At 72.3% G+C, this 19,471-nt stretch carries 18 protein-coding genes; 4 read left to right on the top strand and 14 right to left on the bottom strand.

Annotated features, from left to right (window positions below; translation table 11 throughout):
* Positions 1-27: 27 nt before the first annotated feature.
* The 4 genes from BIU96_RS15595 to BIU96_RS15580 form a co-directional block, all read right to left on the bottom strand.
* Entirely contained in the window at positions 28-3,147 is a 3,120-nt protein-coding gene (locus BIU96_RS15595; RefSeq protein WP_071293519.1) for a glycoside hydrolase family 38 C-terminal domain-containing protein, read from the bottom strand.
* An 80-nt stretch (positions 3,148-3,227) separates the two neighbouring features.
* Positions 3,228-4,046, bottom strand: coding sequence for a carbohydrate ABC transporter permease (locus BIU96_RS15590; RefSeq protein ID WP_071293518.1), 819 nt, complete (start codon positions 4,044-4,046; stop codon positions 3,228-3,230).
* 13 nt (positions 4,047-4,059) lie between these two features.
* Positions 4,060-5,010, bottom strand: coding sequence for a carbohydrate ABC transporter permease (locus BIU96_RS15585; protein ID WP_083402984.1), 951 nt, complete (start codon positions 5,008-5,010; stop codon positions 4,060-4,062).
* The gene (locus BIU96_RS15580) at positions 5,007-6,278 is read right to left on the bottom strand and encodes an ABC transporter substrate-binding protein (protein WP_175477580.1); all 1,272 of its coding nucleotides are present in this window, start codon (positions 6,276-6,278) and stop codon (positions 5,007-5,009) included. The genes BIU96_RS15585 and BIU96_RS15580 overlap by 4 nt, the downstream gene beginning before the upstream one ends.
* Before the next feature lie 127 nt (positions 6,279-6,405).
* On the opposite strand from BIU96_RS15580, the gene BIU96_RS15575 reads away from it, so the two are divergent.
* A complete protein-coding gene (locus tag BIU96_RS15575; protein ID WP_071293516.1) occupies positions 6,406-7,440 on the top strand; it encodes a LacI family DNA-binding transcriptional regulator in 1,035 nt (344 codons plus the stop codon).
* 124 nt (positions 7,441-7,564) lie between these two features.
* The gene (locus tag BIU96_RS15570) at positions 7,565-9,346 is read left to right on the top strand and encodes a class I mannose-6-phosphate isomerase (RefSeq protein ID WP_071293515.1); all 1,782 of its coding nucleotides are present in this window, start codon (positions 7,565-7,567) and stop codon (positions 9,344-9,346) included.
* A 29-nt stretch (positions 9,347-9,375) separates the two neighbouring features.
* On the opposite strand, the gene BIU96_RS15565 is transcribed toward BIU96_RS15570, so the two are convergent.
* From BIU96_RS15565 to BIU96_RS15550, 4 genes are all read right to left on the bottom strand, one after another.
* Positions 9,376-10,308, bottom strand: a complete 933-nt coding sequence (locus BIU96_RS15565; protein WP_217642284.1) for an ROK family protein — start codon at positions 10,306-10,308, stop codon at positions 9,376-9,378.
* Entirely contained in the window at positions 10,305-11,462 is a 1,158-nt protein-coding gene (locus BIU96_RS15560) for a glycoside hydrolase family 76 protein (RefSeq protein WP_217642283.1), read from the bottom strand. Before BIU96_RS15560 ends, BIU96_RS15565 begins: the two co-directional genes overlap by 4 nt.
* 166 nt (positions 11,463-11,628) lie before the next feature.
* A complete protein-coding gene (locus BIU96_RS15555) occupies positions 11,629-11,892 on the bottom strand; it encodes a DUF4190 domain-containing protein (RefSeq protein WP_071293514.1) in 264 nt (87 codons plus the stop codon).
* Positions 11,893-12,029: 137 nt separating this feature from the next.
* Positions 12,030-12,368, bottom strand: coding sequence for a cupin (locus BIU96_RS15550; RefSeq protein WP_071293513.1), 339 nt, complete (start codon positions 12,366-12,368; stop codon positions 12,030-12,032).
* Between the two features lie 113 nt (positions 12,369-12,481).
* Between BIU96_RS15550 and BIU96_RS15545 the strand changes: the two genes are divergently transcribed.
* Positions 12,482-13,060 carry a hypothetical protein gene (locus tag BIU96_RS15545; protein WP_071293512.1) on the top strand — a complete coding sequence of 193 codons (579 nt, stop codon included), beginning with the start codon at positions 12,482-12,484 and terminating at the stop codon, positions 13,058-13,060.
* Positions 13,061-13,066: 6 nt separating this feature from the next.
* Here the strand turns inward: BIU96_RS15545 and BIU96_RS15540 are convergent, their stop codons facing one another.
* The 6 genes from BIU96_RS15540 to BIU96_RS15515 form a co-directional block, all read right to left on the bottom strand.
* Complete coding sequence (locus BIU96_RS15540) at positions 13,067-13,792, bottom strand: hypothetical protein (protein ID WP_071293511.1); 726 nt, start codon at positions 13,790-13,792, stop codon at positions 13,067-13,069.
* 47 nt (positions 13,793-13,839) lie between these two features.
* A complete protein-coding gene (locus tag BIU96_RS15535) occupies positions 13,840-14,334 on the bottom strand; it encodes a nuclear transport factor 2 family protein (protein ID WP_071293510.1) in 495 nt (164 codons plus the stop codon).
* Positions 14,335-14,372: 38 nt separating this feature from the next.
* A complete protein-coding gene (locus BIU96_RS15530) occupies positions 14,373-15,803 on the bottom strand; it encodes an FAD-binding oxidoreductase (protein WP_139200091.1) in 1,431 nt (476 codons plus the stop codon).
* A gap of 117 nt (positions 15,804-15,920) precedes the next feature.
* On the bottom strand, positions 15,921-16,415 hold the full coding sequence (locus BIU96_RS15525; RefSeq protein ID WP_071293509.1) for a hypothetical protein: 495 nt from the start codon (positions 16,413-16,415) through the stop codon (positions 15,921-15,923).
* The gene (locus BIU96_RS15520) at positions 16,412-17,569 is read right to left on the bottom strand and encodes a glycosyltransferase (RefSeq protein WP_071293508.1); all 1,158 of its coding nucleotides are present in this window, start codon (positions 17,567-17,569) and stop codon (positions 16,412-16,414) included. The genes BIU96_RS15525 and BIU96_RS15520 overlap by 4 nt, the downstream gene beginning before the upstream one ends.
* 45 nt (positions 17,570-17,614) lie before the next feature.
* Positions 17,615-18,550 (bottom strand): 1,4-dihydroxy-2-naphthoate polyprenyltransferase, encoded by a 936-nt coding sequence (locus BIU96_RS15515; protein WP_139200090.1) that lies wholly within the window; start codon positions 18,548-18,550, stop codon positions 17,615-17,617.
* A gap of 156 nt (positions 18,551-18,706) precedes the next feature.
* Between BIU96_RS15515 and BIU96_RS15510 the strand changes: the two genes are divergently transcribed.
* The gene (locus BIU96_RS15510) at positions 18,707-19,420 is read left to right on the top strand and encodes a DUF4232 domain-containing protein (RefSeq protein WP_071293650.1); all 714 of its coding nucleotides are present in this window, start codon (positions 18,707-18,709) and stop codon (positions 19,418-19,420) included.
* The last annotated feature ends 51 nt before the right edge of the window (positions 19,421-19,471 follow it).

Raw genomic sequence — 19,471 nt, 5'->3', positions numbered from 1 at the left:
CGCCACGAGCCTCCCGTCCGCCGCGGGTCACCGGGGCGCGCGCCGGACGCGCACCGCAGCCGCCTCGAACGACGCGAGCGACGTCCGAACGACACCGTCGTCGAGGGTGATCGGCGCGTCCCTGTCGTCACCGAGGAACGTCGACCGGCCGGCGGTCTCGACGGGGACCCCGAAGGCGAGCTCGACGTCGACCGGCTCGTCCGCGAACGACTGGAGCCGCACGATGGACGCCCCGTCGTCGTCGCCGGCGACCACCGACACCAGTCGCACCCGCGGATCGCTGATCGTGAGGAGCTCGGCCGACGCCCCACCCGCACCACCCGCGCCGGAGGCGGGCACCGCCGCGAGGGGCCGGACGAGGTCGGCGGTCGTCTGCACCGCGACGGCCTCGACCGGCTCGGACGGGTCCGACCGGACCCCGATCGCGTACTCGAAGGTCGCGGTGAAACCCTGCTCGATCGGGAAGTTCGTGTCCCACACGTTGTTGTGCAGCCACGAGTAGACGGTCGCCGCCCGCGTCGGGCTGGTGCTGGCGGGGAACGGCGCGTACGGCAGGGAGATCGTCCCCGGGTGCACGAGCGGAGCGTCCTTCGTCACCCACACCACCGCGTCGTCGGCGTCCTGCACGCTGACCCAGTTCCGGATGGCGCGCATGTGCTGCGGAGCGCCGGGGACGTGCGCCAGGCCGTCGCCGGTCACGCCGCCGGAGACCTCGTACCGGACGACGGGCTCGGCGGCGGCGAAGGGGAAGGCGAAGAACGCGCTTTCCTTCGTACGGGTGACCGGCTTCTCGAGGCGGTTCTCGATGCGGAGGCGGGGCTCGCCGTGTCGCAGCCGGAGCGTGACCGTGACGCTGTCGACCCCGGCCGCCGCGAACCGGTAGACCAGCCGCTCCTCGACGGCGTCCGACACCCGCTCGACCAGCACCGCCGGACCGCCGGTGGTCCGGCTGGCGAGGAGCTCGAGGCGGTCGGAGCTCCAGAGCTTGTTCGCCAGGTGGTTCACGCCGGCGCCCGACGAGCCGTACTCGTCGTAGACGTACCCGTTGAAGCCGGCGGGCGCGTACTGCTCGACGATCTCGCGTCCGGTCGCCAGTTCGACGACGGAGCGGATGGTCGACGTCTGCGGGTCGACGGCGACGCGGAGGAACGTGTTCTCGAGCGTGAACAGCTCGGCTGCCGGCGTGGTGAGCGCGTCGTGCGTCCGCGGTGCCTCGACACTCCGGTCGGCGGACAGGACGTCGACCCGGACGAACCCGAACGCCGGCACGTCGCGCACTTGCACGGTCACCCAGCGCCCGGACTCGCGGTGCAGGGAGTTCGACTGCGGTTCGAGCACCGGGTCGAGCCGCTCGCCGGTGCGGCCGTCGCGGAGGGCGACGTGTGCGCCGAGCGGGACCGTGGACTCCTTGAGCAGGAAGCGGACGGCGCCGGTGCGCGTGGCCCCGGACGCGTTGGCGACGACGATCGCCGCGAGGGCGTCGTCCGGCGTGGCCACGGTGTCCGCCAGGTAGACGAGGGCGTGCTCCTCGAGGTCGCGTCCGTGCTGGTGGCCGGTGAGGGCCTGCGCCACCTTCCACTGCCACTGCCGTTCGCCGGAGTCGTAGCCCTCGTCGCCGTGGGTCCACGAGTTGCTCGCACCCCAGGTGTGCTCGTTGAACATCGAGATCGCGTCGTAGGCGGCGTCGGAGTCACGGCGCTCGGTCGGGACCGCCTGGCCGCCGAGCCACGCGGCCGCCTGCGAGAAGGAGCGGGCGTCGCTGACGGTGGCCTGCGCCTCACGCGCGAGTGCGAGCGGGACGGCGGCCGACCCGACACCTTCGACCCACCAGTCGCCCCAGTCCCCCTCGACGGTGATCAGCTCGTCGCCGTGCCGGGCCTCCGCCTCGGCGAAGAAGTCCTCGTTGGTCGAGACGCGCAGGGTCGGCGACGTCCAGGTCTCGTTCCACCGGCGGACGACCTCCGACAGGTGCAGTCGCGCCGGCCCGTTGTCGCCCATGAACCCCTGTGTGCGCAGGTGCAGGACCTCCCACGGGTAGCCGGGTCGCCCTTCGGCGGTCTCGCCGTGCGCGCCGAAGACCCCGGGCGGGAACGGGTAGCCGCGGGTCGCGAGCGCCGTCAGGTAGGCGGGCAGGTACGTCTCGGCGACCTCGTACGACTCGGTCAGCCCGACCATCGGCCCCTCCATGTAGGCGAGACCGTGCGGGCTGTCCGTCATCCACACCACGACCGAGTTGCCGGCCGGGGTGCGCCACCGGAACAGGCGCGGCAGGTCGAGGGCGCCGTTCTGGTGGGGCATCGACCGCCCGGCCCAGTTGTGCGCGACGGCGAGGTACCGGACGCCGACCTCCTGCAGGGCGTCGGGCAGACCCGCGACCTGACCGGGCACGTCGGTCTGCATGGCCGTGGTGAAGTCGATGCCGTACTGCTCCCGGATGCGCCGGGCTTCGCGGAGGAGCTCGTGGAGTTCCTCGGTCGAGCACGTGTCGGTGTGCAGGTTGTAGGGCATCGCGCTGAGACCGATCGACCCCTGCTGCACGAGCCGCACGAACTCGGCGACCTTCGCCGCCGGACGGTGCCGCTCCCAGTCGGCGAACGCCCAGAGCGCTTCGACGTTCCACCGGAACCGCGCGGCGTCGGGCCACTCGCTCGTCGCCGCGGCGAGCTCCACCGCGGAGTCGAGGTACGAGCGCTGCGACGAGATCACCGTGGTCTGCGGATCGGTGTACCCGAAGTCGAAGTGCGAGTGGTGGACGACGTGCACCGACCAGGCCCGCTGGGGCAGCAGCACGAAGGAGATCGTCTCGTCGCCGAGGTCCGACAGCGCCAGGGCCACCTCGGTCGGCTCGGCGACCGCGCGGACGAGGAGCCGGACGGACGTGTCGTCGGGCGCGGGAGCACTGCCGACGACGAGGTCGCCGGCCGGACCCGTGAGCGCCGCGGTGGCCGGATCGGGGAGCCGGCCGTCGACGAGCAGTCGCACGGCCTGCACGGTGGTGCCCTCCCGCTCGGTCAGCAGCGGCTCGGGGAGGACCCGCACGCGGACGCCCCCGATCGATCCCGTGGCGACGGTCGCCCGGTCGAGGAGTCCGTCGCGGGCCTCCAGGTGCGACCAGGGCTGGGCGGAGACGAGGGCGGGTTCGGTCATCGGAGCAGGACTTCCTTCGGTGGTCGGAGCAGGGAGCGGGACGGGGGACGGCGCAGGCAGTCGGGGTCAGGCCGTCGGGGTCAGGCCGTCGGGTTCAGCCCGCGGGCGAAGAACCGCTGGAACGAGAAGAACACGATGATGGTCGGCAGCGACGCGACGAGCGCTCCGGCGAGCGCCACCGGCGGCCCGTACGTCGAGTAGTTGCCGGTCAGGTCGGCGAGGGTCGCCATCACCGGCCGGATGTTCGGGCTGGTCGACAGGGTCAGGCCGAACAGCAGGTCGTTCCAGATCCACGTGAACTGGAAGACGAAGGCGGCGAGGAGCGCGCTCGTCGACAGCGGCAGGTGGACCTGGAAGAACATCCGGACCCACCCGGCTCCGTCGAGCGACGCGGCTTCGCGCACCTCGTTCGGCAGCCCGGTCATGTGGCCGCGCACCACGAAGAACGCGAACGGGATCGTCAGGGCCACGTAGACGAGCAGCATGCCGTACTGCGTGTCGAACAGCGACGCGGCGGCGAACCCGGTGAACAGCGGCGACAGGAAGGCCTGCAGCGGCAGGATCGTGCCGATGTAGATCACCCAGAACCAGAACGTCGGGCGCTTGACCGGCATGATCGTGACCGCGAACGAGGCGAGCGCCGCGATGAACACCGCGGCCCCCGCTCCGACGACGGAGTAGAGCAGGCTGTTCGCCATGCCCTGGCCGACGTTCGCGTTCTGGAACGCCGTGGCGATGTTGTCGAACAGGGACCACGAGGTCGGCCACCAGGACGGCGTGCCCGAGTAGTCGGCGCTCTTCGTGAAGGCGTTGACGACGAGCAGGTACGACGGGATCAGCCAGATCAGCGACACGACGGTCAGCACGGCCGCGAGGATGCGGCGGGAGGTCTTGGTCATCGAACGGCTCCTGCTAGTCGGTCGGTCGGAGTTGCCGGCGGAGGTACGCCCACGAGGCCACGACGACCACGAGCGTCAGGAAGACGGCCACCGCGGCACCGGACCCGTACCGGGAGAGCGTGAACGTCTCGCGGTACATGGTCAGTGCGAGTGTCTCGGACGCCGTACCGGGGCCACCGTTCGTGAGCAGCAGCACCTGGTCGAAGACCTTGAGGCTGCCGACGATGGATATCCCGACGACCACGACCGTCATCGGGCGCAGCTGGGGGAACGTGATGGACCAGAAGAGCCGCCACCCGGAGGCACCGTCGATCTGCGCCGCCTCGAGGGTGTTCACCGGGATCGACTGCAGCCCGACGAGGAAGAGGATCACGCACGCACCGGTGGCCTGCCACGTGGTCGCGATGATCATCATGACCGTGTTGAGCGGCCACTGCAGCAGCCACTGCGACACGAGCCCGTCGAGGCCGATCATCCGCAGGAGGGTGTCGAGTCCGCCGTCGGTGGAGAGCATGAAGGTCCAGACGACCGCGGTGGCGGAGCCCGAGATCGCGTAGGGCAGCACGATCGCGAACCGGGCGAGACCGCCGAGCCGGAGCTTCCACGTCCCCACGGCGATCGCGAGCCCGATGCCGACGGGCAGCAGCAGCGTGCCGACCACCCACATGAACGTGTTGAGCACGGACTGCCCGAACGCCGGGTCGGCGAACATCGCCTGGTAGTTGGCGATCCCGACCCAGCTCCTGGTGAAGCCGTTGTCGTCGAAGAAGCTGCGGTAGATGGTGAACAGGAACGGGACGACGAGCAGGGCGACGACCAGCAGCACGGACGGGGCGAGGAACGCGCCCCCGGTGATCCGTGCCCTGAGGGGTGCGCGTCTCGTCGGCGCGGGCCGACGTCGTGACGCGGGACGGGCCTCCTGGTCGACGACCGTGTCGGGGACGGGCGGTTGTGTCAGCGTCATGCGGCGTTCCAGGTCTTCCACTCGGTCGCTGCTCGGTTCTGCATGGATCGCAGGGTGGCGACGCCGTTCGCCTTCGACGGGTTGACCATGAAGGACCCGAGGTCCTGCACGTTGCCCTCGATGAGCGGCGTGGGCGAGGCCTCCCAGTAGCGGGTGAGCTCGACGGGGCGCGTCTCGGCGATGTCCTTCGCCAGGTCCTGCACGAGGTGGGACTTCGGCAGCGCGTGCGGGTTCGGACTGGTGTCGCCGAGGAACCCGACCCAGGCGGTCTGCACGTCGGTCGCGAGCCAGTTCTCGGCGACGTCGACCGCGGCGCCGTGGCGGTGCGCCTTCACCGGGACCGACAGGGAGCCGCTCTCGACCACGACGGCCGGCGCGGCGGACCCGCGGGGCGGGACCCGGAAGAAGCCGATGTCCGCGTCGCTGAGCCCGGCGGCGAGGAGGGTGTTCGCGAACCAGGTCCCGTAGAGCATCATGCCGAACTTCCCCTTGCTGACGAGTCCCGGGAGGTCGTTCGACGTGACGTCGGGTGCTGAGAAGAACCCGTCGGCGTACATCGACGACCAGAGGTCCATCGCCTGCTTCGCCGGTTCGTCGGTGTAGCTCGCCTTGTCGGTCGTGACGGCCTTGTAGTAGTCGGGGTCGATCGACGCGAGCAGCTGCATGAACCAGATCTCGGCCTCCCACGTGGTGGCACCGGGCGAGAGGAAGGGGGTGATGCCGGCGTCCTTGAGCTGCTGCGCGGCGGTGAGCATCTCGTCGAAGGTGGTCGGCACGCTGATCTCGTGCTCGGCGAACGCCTTCTTGCTGTAGAACACGGCGTAGTAGCTCTTGTAGAGCGGGACGCCGTAGGCCTTGCCGCGGTAGCTGAAGGACTCGCGCTGCGCCGGGTCGACCCAGCCACGCTCGACGGCCGAGTCCCACACCGGGTTGAGGTCGGTGAGGATGTCGGCGCGCGCGATGTCCTGCAGGCGGTACCCGTTCGTCCACTTGATGAGGTCGGTGGTGCTGTCGGTCTGCGCCGTCATCCGGATGACCTGCGTGTAGTTGTTCACGCTGGCGATCGAGCGCGACGTGATGCGGTACCCGATGCGCTTCGCCAGCACGGCGGACGCCGCGGCGTACCCGGGACCCCAGGTGGGGTTGTCGCTGTTCAGCGTGACCGTGCCGGGCGCCGACGGCTGCGTGTCGGAGCCGCGGGCGCAGGCCGCCAGGGTCAGGGCGAGGAGCCCTCCACCGCCGAGCGCGAGCGCGGTGCGGCGGGTCACGGCGGGTCCTCGGGAGAACGGGTTCGGCATCGGGCGTTCCATTCGACGATGAATTGATAACGTTACCAACCGGAGCATACACGGCACGCGAGCAGCCGCAAGTGGGATGTCCGGTATACAGGGACACATGCAGCCAGCCGCGGGATCCGGACCCGGACGGAAGCCCGCGATGACCGTGAAGGACATCGCACGGGTCGCCGAGGTCAGTCCGATGACCGTCTCCCGGGTGCTGTCCGGCGGCAAGAACGTCCGCCCGGCGCTCCGCGAGCACGTCGAGCGCGTCATCGCCGAGGTCGGCTACCACCGCAACGAGAACGCCCGGAGCCTGCGGCCCGGACAGCGCTCGGGACTGGTCGGCGTGATGATCACGAACATCGGCAACCCGTACTACGCCGGCGTCGTGCAGGGCATCGAGCAGGTGGTCGCCGCGACCGGCCGGCGCATCCTGGTCGGCACCACCAACGAGGACTCGGACCTCGAGCGGCAGCTGCTCTCCGACTTCCTCGGCCGCCAGGTCGAGGGGCTCATCGTGGTCCCCGTCGGCCAGGACGGCGAACGGTTCACCACCGACCGCCTGAACGACGCTCCGCTCGTGCTCGCCTCGCGCACCGTCGACGACGTCGCCGCCGACGCCGTCCTGATCGACGACGTGCACGGCGCCCAGGACGCCACGACCCTCATGCTCGAGGACGGCCACCGCCGCATCGCGTTCCTCGGCAACAAGGTCACGGTGTCGACCGGGCAGCGCCGCCTCGCCGGTTTCCGGAACGCCTTCGCGTCGCAGGGGGTGACACCCGACGACTCGCTCGTCGTGCTCGAGCTGCAGGACACGGACACCGCCGAGCGCGCGATGCGCCGACTGCTCGAGCGCGCGGACGCACCCACCGCCGTCTTCGCCGCGAACAACCGGATCAGCGTCGGTGCGATCCGGGCGATCGCGAAGGCCGTGGCGGACGGCACCGTCGCCTCGCCGCCGCGCCTGTTCGCCTTCGACTCGTTCGACTTCGCGGACATGGCGCCGATCCCGCTGTCGGTCATCGACCACGACCCCGCCGAGCTCGGACGGGTCGCCGCGCGGATGCTGTTGTCGCGGCTGGACGGGACGGCCGACGGGGAGCCGCCGCGGCTCGTCGAGCTGCCGGTGCGGATCGTCCACCACTGAGCGCACGACCGGCTGGTCCGGCCGGTCCGGCCCGGTGCTGCGGCGGCGGCCTGGAGGCGCGGCTTGCGTTCTCGCGCTGCTTCCGTTGTAGTGTTGGTAACGTTATCAGCGCGAAAGGGGCCTCATGTCCGCCTTCCTGCCCACAGGAGTGACCGTCGGTCAGTACGACAAGACGCCCGTCATCGACCTGCCGCCCGGACACGACGTCTGGGCGGGTACGGCCGCCTGGCAGCACCTCGCCTCGCTCCTCTCCGGGCCCGGTCGACGCACCATGGCGGTGGACACCTACCCCGGCAGCGACCTCGACGGTCTGCGTCGGGCACTCGCGGCGGCCGCGCCCGACGCGGTGCTCATCGACGTCGAGGACGCGGCGGCCCTGCCGAACTCCGTGATCGAGGAGCGCATCGCCGCGAACCTCACCGACGACCGCGTCTTCGGGGTCCTCGGCCACCAGGTGCTGTCCGACTTCTACGACGCGGACCGCCTGACCGGCGTGGCCGAACGGGTCCGCACCACCGACGGGCCCGTGGTCGTGTACGGCTGGGGCGCCACGCTCGTGCCGACGTCGTTCGACACCGTGGTGCTCGCGGACCTCGCTCGCTGGGAGATCCAGCGTCGACAGCGGGCCGGGGCGCCGAACTGGCGCGCGGGCAACGGCGACGAGGATCAGCTCCGCAAGGTCAAGCGCGGCTACTTCGTCGAGTGGCGCGTCGCCGACCGGCACAAGCGCGAGCTGTTCGAGCGGATCGACCTGGTGCTCGACGCCAACGGCTCGATGGCCGACGCGAAGCTCGTCGAGGCCGGGACCTTCCTGGCCGGCCTCGAGCTCGCCAGCCGTCGTCCCTTCCGCGTGGTGCCGTTCTTCGACCCCGGCGTCTGGGGCGGGCAGTGGATGAAGGAGGTCCTCGAGGTCGGGGACGCCGACAACTACGCGTGGTGCTTCGACTGCGTCCCGGAGGAGAACAGCCTGCTGTTCCGCATCCGCGACACCGTCGTCGAGGTCCCGGCGCTCGACCTGGTCTTCCGGCACCCACGAGAGCTCCTCGGTGTGAAGACCCACGCCCGGTTCGGCGCGGAGTTCCCGATCCGCTTCGACTTCCTCGACACCATGGCGGGCGGCAACCTCTCCCTTCAGGTCCACCCCCTCACGGACTACATGCAGAACGTGTTCGGGATGCCCTACACGCAGGACGAGAGCTACTACATGCTCGACGCCGCGGACGACGCCGTCGTGTACCTCGGCGTCCGCGACGACGCCGACCCCGCGGCGATGCAGGCCGCGTTGCGGACGGCCTCCGTCGGCGAGGAGCCCTTCCCCGCCGACCGGTACGTGAACACGTTCCCGGCGAAGAAGCACGACCACTTCCTCATCCCGGCCGGCACCGTGCACTGCTCCGGCGCGGACTCGATGGTCCTCGAGATCTCGGCGACGCCGTACATCTTCACGTTCAAGATGTGGGACTGGGGTCGGGTCGGACTCGACGGCGTCCCGCGGCCGGTCCACCTCGACCACGCGTTCGCGAACATCCAGTGGGACCGTCGCACGGACTTCGCACGCGACGAGCTCGTCAACCAGGTCACCGAGGTCGCACGCGGCGACGGCTGGGTCGAGGAGCGCACCGGCCTGCACGAGCTCGAGTTCATCGAGGTCCGGCGGCACTGGTTCGAGGGCGTCGTCCCGCACGACACCGACGGCACGGTGAACGTCCTCAACCTCGTGGAAGGGGCCGAGGCGGTCGTCGAGAGCCCGGACGGTGCGTTCGAGCCGTTCGTCGTGCACTACGCCGAGACCTTCATCGTGCCGGCGAGCGTCGGCCGCTACACGATCCGGCCGTGGGGGCTCGGCGTGGGTCAGCGCCTCGGCACCGTGAAGGCCTCGGTCCGCGGGACCGGCCTCAGCGGCTGAGGGACTCGGTGCCGCCCGGGCACGGCTCGCTACCGGTCGGTGCCGCGTGTCCACGCGACCGCGGCGCCGACGAGCGGCGCGCGGGATCCGAGCGCGGCCGGCACGAGCTGCGGGTCTCGGGCGGTCGTCCGGCCGGCCCGCGTGATCCCCGCGTGCAACGGCGCCGCGATGACGTCCCACGACCGCGCGATCGACCCGCCGACCACGACGCGGGTCGCCCCGAACCGTTCCACCCACGGTCGCAGCGCACCGCCCAGTGCGGACATCGCCGTCGCCACGACCTCGAGCGCCACCGGGTCACCGCCCCGTGCCGCGGCGCAGAGCTCCTCGACCGACCGATCCCGGCCGGACCGCTCGTGGTCGGCACGACGGAGCGCCGGCGACGACATCGTCTCCTCGAGCGGACGTCCGTCGATCGCGAGGCGGTGCACCTCCCCCTGTTCCGGGACCGTCGGACCGGAGTCCACCGCTGCGCCGTCGACGAGGAACGCCGACCCGACGCCGGTGCCCAGCGTGATGCAGACCATCCGGCCCGCACCCACTCCGGCCCCCGCCGCCCACTCGCCGATGCCGTAGGCGACGGCGTCGTTGAGGAAACGCACCGCACTCGGCGGAACCCCGAGGCGTTCGGCGAGCGCCGCGCGCAGGTCGATCCCGGCGATCGACTGGAACTTGTCGACGCCCGCGAACGTGCCCGTGCCGGCCGCGGCGTCGAACGGTCCGGGCATGGCGATCGACCAGCCTCGGAGTGGCACCGATCCGGCTCGGAGGGGTCCGAGCGCGCGACCCGGGCCGGCGAGCTGGTCGAGCAGGACGTCGCGGTCCGCGTGGGGGTCGATCGTCGCTCCCCGCTCGACCAGGACCTCCCCCACGGATGCCGGGTCCACGAGCGCTGCCGTGATGTGACCCCCGCCGACGTCCATGACGCCGACGGGGGTCGCGGTCGAGTGCGATGCGGTCAACTGACGTCCCCGAGCCGACCCGAGGACCATCCGAGCACCGCGAAGACCTGGATCATCGCCGCCTGGTCGAGCGTCGCTGCTGGGCGGTCCCAGGCGGGGTCGCCGCCGCCGCTCGGCTGGAAGTGGAACAGGCCGGTCGCCGGGTCGCGGTTGTCGCGCCAGGTCGCGGTGGCCCACTGCTCGGCGGCTGCCCGGTAGGAGGGGTCGTGCTGCACGGAGTCGAGCAGCAGCAGGTCCTTGAAGTAGAAGGCGTTGAAGACCGCGGGCTGCTGCTGCAGTCGGCCGTCCGCGCTCCAGTAGCGCAGGGACGCCCGTGCCGCCGCCGAGGCCTGCCGCAGGTACTTCGGGTCGTCGGTCGCACGGTAGAGGATCGTCGCCGTGCCGATCATCGCACCGGAGTTGTACGTCCACAGTGTCGGGTCGACGGTGCCGTCGTCACCGAGGCTGTTCCGGTAGAGCCCGGCCGACTGCCGCAGGCACCGGTTGTTCCAGTCGTACAGCCGGGTGCTCCAGCGCAGGTACGACGCGTCGCCGGTCTCCTCGTAGAGGTGCGCCGCGAGCTGCGCGGTCAGTCCGGTGACGTTCGCCGCACGGGTCGTGTTGTCCGGCCGGTCGATCCAGTCGGATCCGCCCGGGCAGGTCAGGGACGCATCCGTGTTCCAGCTCCGGACCGCGACGTCGAACGCCGCTCGGGCGTGGTCGAGCGAGGCGGCGTCGTCGGTCGCCTGGTACTGGCTGACGAACGAGAGGCCCACGACGGCATTGTCGTCGTAGTAGACGTCTCCACCGGTACCGAGCGGTGCGGGGAGGTACGACTCGTACCCGGGGCGGCCACCCGGAGCGACGGCGAAGTAGTGCTCGAACCCGTCGACGCGCGCGGCGGCGGAGTTCGCGTACGCGGGTCCGACGCCGTCGATCCCCTGGAGGTCGAGTGCCGCCTGGGTCGCTTCGCGGTACTCCCAGAGGAACGAGTACGGGTTGCCGGTGGTCGTGTCGGTGTTCTCGCGGTAGAGCCCGTGTCCTGCGGCTCCGGTGTACAGGTTGTCCTGCATCGCGTCGTAGGTCGCGCTCGCCCGTTGCTGCCAGACCGGGTCCGGGGTCGGTCGGGGCGGGGTCGCGGCCTCGGCCGCGAGCGGCACGGTGCTCGCCACCACCCCGAGGACGATCGCGGCCGTGGTGATCCGGGCGGCATGGCGGCGCCGCGTCCGAGCTGTCGCTGTCGCTGTCGCTGTGGTTCCGAGCATCGTCGCTCTCCCGTCGGTTGGTATCGTTACCATAACCGCATCGGGAACACCGGACAAGCCCCCTCCGCGCCCCCGCTCACGCGCCGTGCGTGGCCACGACGATCGCGTGCAGCAGGAGCGCGCCGCCGAAGACGACGAACCAGAACCCGCCGACGACGATGCCCGCGATCGCCAGGCCTCGGCCCCGCTCGCCGGTGCGGCCGATCTGGACGAGGGCGATGACCGACACCACCAGGCCGACGATGTTCGCGACGAACGCCAGCACGAACCCGACGATCGACAGGGTGTTGAGGCGGTCGGTGGGGGTCGGGGCTGCGGTCTGCTGGTCCAGGGTGGACATGGGGTCTCCTTCGGTGAGGTCGGACACCTTCGGCGTCCGTCGAGACCAGCGTGCGCTCGCAGCCGAACGGGTTCGACGGCCGTGCGGATGACGCCGATCCCCCCGCAGGATGATCGTTCCGCCGCGGTACTTCTCGGTCAGGCGCAGATCGCGATGAGCGTGCACCCCTCGGGGCCGGCACGGAACCACCGCTCGGGCTCCTCCGTCACACCGGCGCTGTCCCCGGCGGCGAGGGCGGTCTCGGCACCGTCCACCACGAGCCAGCCGGACCCCCGGACGACGACGTACGCGTCCTCGGCGTGGTCGTCGCGGTGGTCGTGCGGCACCGTGGCCGCTCCCGCGGGCAGGTCCACCTCGTACAGACCGAACCGCGTGATCCCGAGCGGACCCGTCAGTCGTCGGTCGTAGGGGCTCGACGCCGGGTGCTCCGAGTCGCTGGCGGGGACATCGGACACGTGCACGACGGAGAAGGGCATGACGGGATCGTACGACTGCGCACCTCCCCGTCGTCGCGGGTCCGGCCGGGTGCGCGGGCCACTCAGTGGTTGCACGGACGCGCCCCGTCGACCCCGATCCGCAGCATGGTGCGATGCACGAGCAACGCGCGAGTCGGAGCGGGAGCGAGGGCCGGCACCGCTGGACGAACCCGCTGACCGACGGTTGGGAGTACCGCTGGAACGTCCTCGTGGCGCTCCCCGACCGCGATCCGGAGACGCTCGACGCCGTGCTCGCCTCGATCGGGGCATCGCAGGCCAACACGGTGGTCCGGCTCGCCGAGGGCTCCGGGACACCGTCGACCGAGCCGTCGCGGAACCTGGTCTACGCGGTGGACGAGGCGCTCCCCGAGCTGCTCGAGGGCATGGACGTCGCCGTCGTGTCCGGCGACGCGCTCACCGCCCTCGCCGCCGCACAGCACCGGGTCCCCGTTGTGGTGTTCCCCGCCAGCGACGCACAGGACGGTGTCGGCCGGGCACTCGCCTCCGTCGGCGCCGGTGTCGTGGTGCGCTCGGCGGCCGAGGTCGGGCAGGCGATCCGGGCGATCGCGTCGGACGGATCACGGGGACCACGGATGCGGGGGCTCGCTCGTCAGCTGGGCGCCGTCGCCGTCCTGCTCGCCGCCCTCGGGACGTCCGCACTCCGCCTCGTCGCCCGCACACGGGCGCGCTGAGTCCGGTCACGCCGAGCCGGGGTCCGCACGCCGAGTGGGACGGTCGACGTGCGCCGTGACGGCCGCGGCGAGGTGGCTCGCCAGCCCCGCGTAGCTGTCGGCGGACACCAGGCGCTCGTCGCGGGACACCGGTGCAGCGTGGGAGATCGCGGGGACGAAGGTCGCTCGCGGCCTCGACCGGCACAGCTCCCGGGACGCACGGTCGAACGATTCGGCAGCCCGGTCGGCGGCGCCCCCTGCCGGCAGCCGGAAGGCGGGGAGCGTGCTCGGCCTGGGGATCCCGACGAGGAACACGTGCGCTCCGGACCGGGTCAGGACTGCGTCGAGGACGACCGCCATCGCAGTCCGCCACCGCTCGACGTCGCCGAGGCGCACGGCGTCGCTCACACCGCCGATGACCACCGCGACGTCGTGGGCAGCGGTCGGCAGCACGCTCGCCACCGCCGCGAGGTCCGCGACCCGGGCCACGCCGCAGTCGACCAGCGTCACGTGCACCCCGCGACCCGTCGTGCCGCGCAGCGCCCGCGCGAGGTGTCCGGGCAGCGCGAGGTCCTGCCGGAGGACGCCCCAGCCGCTGGCCGCGTCGGTGCCGAACACCAGGACGCGCAGCGGGTGCGGGCCCGCGACCCGGACCGGGGTCGTGCTCTCCGGTCTCGGGTGGCGGCGGTAGGCCGCACTCCCCCGCCGCGACCACATCGCCGCGACGAGGCGCGACAGCGAGGGCAGGCGCAACGGTCGTCCTCTGGTCTGCCCTCGGGGCCGGTGCGGCTGGCTGGCGTTCAGCTGATCGCCGCGAGGAGGACCGTGGGGTCGCCCTCCATCCACCGGCAGTCCATCGTGAACCGCGCGACACGGGGGCCGGCCGGGGTGGCACGGACGTGGAAGGTCCACGTGTTCCCCATCAGGGCGTGCCGCGTCGCGCGCACGTCGGACCCCTCGCCCGGCAGGTAGTGCTGGGCGAGTGCGTACGCCTCCACCAGGTAGCCGTCGCCGAGCCCACGTGCGGAGACGTTGCTGACGGCGTGCATGGTGTCGAGAGGCCCGACGGCCCCGATCATGGTCGGGATCACCGTCTCGCGCCCCTGCAGTACCGGGAACTCGAGCCCGATCTTCGTCGTGGCGGGCGTCATGTCGACGACGACGTCCTCGGTGAGCAGGTCCTCGAGCACGGAGGCATCGGCGGTGTCGAGCGCGCGGGCCCACAGCAGTGGGAGCCGCCCGAGCTCCCACTCGGTCTCGATCGGCAGGGTGGTGGTGATCTCGGTGGTGGTCACGGTGGTGCTCCTTCGGGAAGGTCGGTGGTGTCGGATGGTCAGGACTCGATGAGCGGCTGCTGCGTGCGGAAGAGGTTCCGGGGGTCGACGGCGGCCTTCACGCGCAGCAGCCGCTCCCAGTCGGCCGCGGAGAACGACCGCTCGGGGTGCCCGTCGTCGGGCGCGAAGTTCAGGTACCGCGTTCCGGTGCTGGACGGCCGCATGGCCTCGACGAGCGCCCGCGCCTGCGCGATCCCCTCCGCGTCGGACTCGGGCATGCCGATCGAGACGGCCCAGAGGACGTAGGAGGCGGTCGGTGCGACGATCGCGCCGGCACCGGGGCGGGTGACGTCGAAGGCTCCGCCGAGGTGCCGGAGCTCGACGATGTGGAGACCGGTGTCGGTCGACGGTCCGACGACGTCCAGCAGCGCGCGCTGCGCCGACGGGTCGAGGTCGGCGAGCATCGCCGTCTCCTCGGAGAAGGGGGCCGGGTCGACCGGGTCGTTGTGGATCCGTTCGAAGTCCTCGACCCGGGTCTCCTCGATCGTGTCGAGGACGACCGGGGCGGCGGCACGGAGCGGCGCGAGCAGCGCGTCGGCGCCTGCGGCGTCCCCGAGGTGCGCCACGCGCAGGTGCAGCACGAAGCGCCCGGCGAGCAGCGGGGGGATCCCGGGCACCGGAGGCAGGCGGAGGAAGGCCAGCGACAGTGTGAGGTCGTCCGGGGCGGTCGCCGTCGCCGTCGCGAAGGCAGCCAGGACCGCAGCGGCGTGCCCGCCGTCGTAGAAGAGGCCGCCGCCGATGAACCGCTCGACCGGGAGCAGCTCGATCTCCATCGACGTGACGATGCCGAGGTTGCTCCGTCCGCCGCGCAGGGCCCAGAACAGGTCCGCGTCGTCCTCGGCGGACGCGCGCACCAGCTCGCCCGAGGCCGTCACGACGTCGAGCGAGACGACGTGGTCGGACCCCCACCCGTACTTGCGCCCCAGCACGGGGCTCAGCCCGCCGCCCAGCGTGAAGCCGACCACTCCCACCTGCCCGGACGAGCCGTGGACGGGCGCGAGGCGGTGCGCCGCGGTGCGGGACACGACGTCGCTCCAGCGTGCGCCGGCGGCGATCACGGCTCGGCGAGCGGCAGCGTCGACGTGCACCTCGTTCATCGCCGCCGTCGTGACGAGCAGCCCGCCCCGGAGCGGGCGTGTGCCGTGGTGGCCGGTCGCGACGACGGCGACGGGCAGGCCGTGCGCGGCGGCGAAGGACACCGCTTCGACGACGTCGCTCGCGCTGTGCGCGGTCACCACGACGTCCGGGTGTCGCTCGCCGGCCAGGTTGTAGCCGGCGCACGCAGCCGGGTAGCCGGCGTCCTCCGGGGTGAGCGCGGCACCGTCGAGGGTCGCGTCGAGGGTCTCCACGGCCTCACGGAACGCGGCGCGCGCGCCGTGGTCGACGGTGTCGTCGGTGTCTTCGGTGTCGTCGGGGATGGTCTGGGACAAGGGGTCCTCCAAGAGTGATCGCGCCCCGCACGGGGCTGGTCGGGATCGAGCACACCAGCGCGGCGTCGACGTCGGGTCGATGCACCGTCGACGCCCGATCGGCAGCGTGCCGATGGGTCAGTCGTGGCGGGGCGTCACGGGTTGCACGAGCAGCGTGAAGCGCGATGCCCGGTCAGGGCTTGGTGGGTGGTGGAAGGAGACGTAGGACCGGCGGTGCGCCACGACGTCGAGTTCGGCGAGGAACACCCGCAACCGGCCCCAGTCACGGTCGGTCTGGTCCCCCGGGACCAGGAGGGTCACGGCCTCGTGGCTCGGACGCTCGACGACCCGGATCGTCTCGGTCGGGACCACGGGCTCGTGCACGACCACTCCGACCTCGATGCCGATGCCGGCGTCGTCCGCGGCGACGATCGTCATCGACGCAGAGCCCGTGCTGCTGACGCCCTGGTCGGCGAGCTCGGAGACGAGGTCACGGAGGAGTTCGTCGGCACGTCGGTGCGTCGCGGCCGGACGGAACCCTGCGCTCCTGCCGGAGGTCACGGCGAGGGTCAGCGCGGGCATCGGCACCAACGCGGGAGCACGACCGTCCGCGACCCGCTGGTCGGCGGTCACACGCGCTCCCGGGTCGCGGCCGCGACGACCTGCTCGACCTCGGCGAGCGCCGACTCCACCGACGGCAGCGCACGGATCCGGTCTGCGACGTCCCGGGCGGACCGACGCAGGTCCTCGTCCTCGAGGACGCGGCGGAGCGCCGGACCGACGGCTTCCGGAGAGTCGACGGTCACGGCGGCACCGGCTGCCGTCGCTCGCAGGGCGTTCACGGAGTGGTCGGCACCCAGCGGCATCACCACGAGCGGGACCCCGGCGACGAGCGCCCCGAGGACGGTGCCGGCGCCGCCGACGGTGACGACCGCGTCGACGTCGGCGAGCAGCTCGGCGAGCGGACGGAACGGCACGTTGACGACCCGCACGGCGGAGTCGGGCGAACCCGCACGGGCCTGCACGCCGTTGACGGCGGTCGTCACGAGGTCGACCGCGAGTCCCTCCCGCTCCGACGAGGCGACCGTGCGGTCCAGGAGCGCCTGGTCGGTGAACACGGTGCCCATCGTCACGAGCACCCGCGGACGGGTCCGAGGCGCTGCGGACACCGGGGCGTCCGACGCCCCGACCGCTCCGTGCGCCGACGGGCGCAGGGCGATGCGACGACCCTCGCGGACCGTCCCGGCAGCCTCGAGGAACGCCGGGTAGACGTCGATCCACGCCGCCACCGGCGGCAGCTCGACACCGCGCGCCGCGGCGGAACGCGCGGACGCCGCGGCCATCGCGGCCAGGACGGGCTCCGGGCGCTCCGGGCCGAAGCCGTGCCGGAGGAACGGCACGTCGAGCGCCGCGGCGACGTACGGCCCGACGTGGTCGAGGCTCTCGCTGATGACGACGTCCGGGTGCCAGGCCCGTGCGGCCTCGACAGCGTCGTCCACAGCCGCTGCGACCCGCCGGACGGCGAAGTACTCGGCGACGGTGTCGGGCCGCGGCGCGGTCGCCGGGCTCGTGCCGGTCTCCCGCTGCATGTCGGCCATCGCGACGAGGGTGGGCGGGCCGGCGGGCAGGACCTCGATGTCGGGGCTGCCCTGCGCGTGCACGAAGTCCGCCGCGTCGGCACCGGTGACGAGGGCGACCCGGTGGCCGGCAGCGAGGGCGGCACGCATCAGCGGGACCATCGGCACGATGTGCCCCGGGAGCGGGTTGGCGGTGAAGACGATGCGCATGGTGGACCTCCGTCTGGAGTGGGACTACGAGAGTGGGGGCGTCGCTCAGGCGGCGCTGGTGACCAGCGCCACCGTGAGGAGCACGCCGAACGCCAACGAGGCGAACGACGACAGCTGGAGCGCCGCGATGAGCCGGGGCGCCTCCGCCGGCCGGGAGCCGATGGCCACTGCCGGGAGGGCCAGGGCGAGCGCCGCGGCCGCGACGAGGGTCAGCGGAGCGGCGACGACGAAGACCAGCAGGACGAGGAAGGGCGCCAGCATGAAGAACGCGTACAGCGAGCGCGCGCCCCGCTCGCCGACGACGACCGCGAGGGTGCGCTTGTCGGCGAGCCGGTCGACCTCCAGGTCACGGATGTTGTTGACCATGAGGACCCCGCAGGCGAACAGCCCCGCGGCGGTGCCCGCTGCCCAGCCCTGCCCGGTGACGTGCCCGAGTTGCGCGACCTGGGTGCCGAGGACGGCGACGAGCCCGAAGAACACGAACACCGAGACCTCGCCGAGCGCCCGGTACCCGTACGGCCGCTTGCCGCCCGTGTAGTACCAGGCGGCGACGATCGTCACCGCCCCGACGACGAGCATCCACCAGAGTCCGGTGAGCAGCACGATGACCAGTCCGGCCACCGCCGCGATCCCGAAGAACGTCAGGCCGACGCGGAGGACCGCCCGCGGCGTCGCGGTGCCGGCGCCGGTCAGCCGCGCCGGACCACGGCGGAAGCGGTCCGTCCCGCGCACACCGTCCGAGTAGTCGTTGCTGTAGTTGACACCGATCTGCAGGCAGAGGGCGACGACGAGGCAGAGCACGGCGATGCCGACGTGCCGACCGTGGCCGGCCCACGCCACCGCGCCGCCGTCCGTGCCGGCGACGGCGACGCCCGTCCCGAGCAGCACCGAGACGACGCTCAGCGGCAGCGTGCGCGGTCGGGCACCACTGATCCACTGGCGGGTCGTGGGGCGAGCGGCCATGACTTCGGGTTCCGGCATGGGGCAAGGGTCGTCGCGACCGGGCGCGCCGGCATCCGTACAACCACCGACCTCGTCCGGTCCGGTGGTACCGACCCGGAACATTCATCCTCCAGGGTGATGCGGGTCATCCTGACAGCCGTGGCCCGGACCCCCGAGGGGTCGCACGCTGAGACGATGACGACTCCCCGTGCACGGCTCCTCACGCCGACCATCGCGATCGTGACGCTCGCGGTACTGCTGACCGGGTGCGCCGCCACCGGGAACGGCGCCTCGAGCGCTCCGACCCCGGAGGCTGCGAGCACCGGTGCGACGACCTCCGCCCCGACCGCGACGCCCACGTCCGGTCAGGGCACGACCCCCTCCACGCCGGGGACCGCGCCCGCGAGCGCCGCACCGAGTGGCTCCACCACCGCGTCCGGCGGGTCGACTGCCGGGGCGGGAGACGCCGACGGCGCCCGGTGCACCGTCGCCGAGCTGTCGGGTTCGATCGCGGACGGCGGCGGGGGTGGCGGCGCGGGAGCCGAACGGGTCGCGATCGTCCTCCGCGACTCCGGCACCCGGTCCTGCACCCTGCAGGGCTGGCCCGGCGTGTCCTTCGTGGGCGGGGGCGACGGCGCGCAGATCGGCAACCCGGCCACGCTCGACCGGTCCGCGCCGCACCCGACCCTGACGCTCCGACCGGGCCACGAGGTCCAGGCGATCGTGACCGTCGAGCAGTCGGGCGACTGGGACGCCGCGACCTGCGAGCCGCGCACGACCGACGGGTTCCGGGTCATCCCGCCGGGATCGCGGCAGTCGCTCTTCGTCGCCGCCTCCGGCTCGCTGTTCGAGGCCTGCGCCTCGACGAGCATCCACCAGCTCACCACCACCGCACTCGCGTCGTTCTGACGCGGGCGCTCGTGTCCCGGGCACCGGGACCGATCTGCACAGGAAGCACGC

It is taken from the genome of Curtobacterium sp. MCBA15_008, from assembly GCF_001865065.1.
In the GTDB taxonomy this organism is placed as follows: Bacteria; Actinomycetota; Actinomycetes; order Actinomycetales; family Microbacteriaceae; genus Curtobacterium.
The sequence above is the reverse complement of the archived record's forward strand: the minus strand, read 5'-3'. Positions and strand labels throughout refer to the sequence as shown.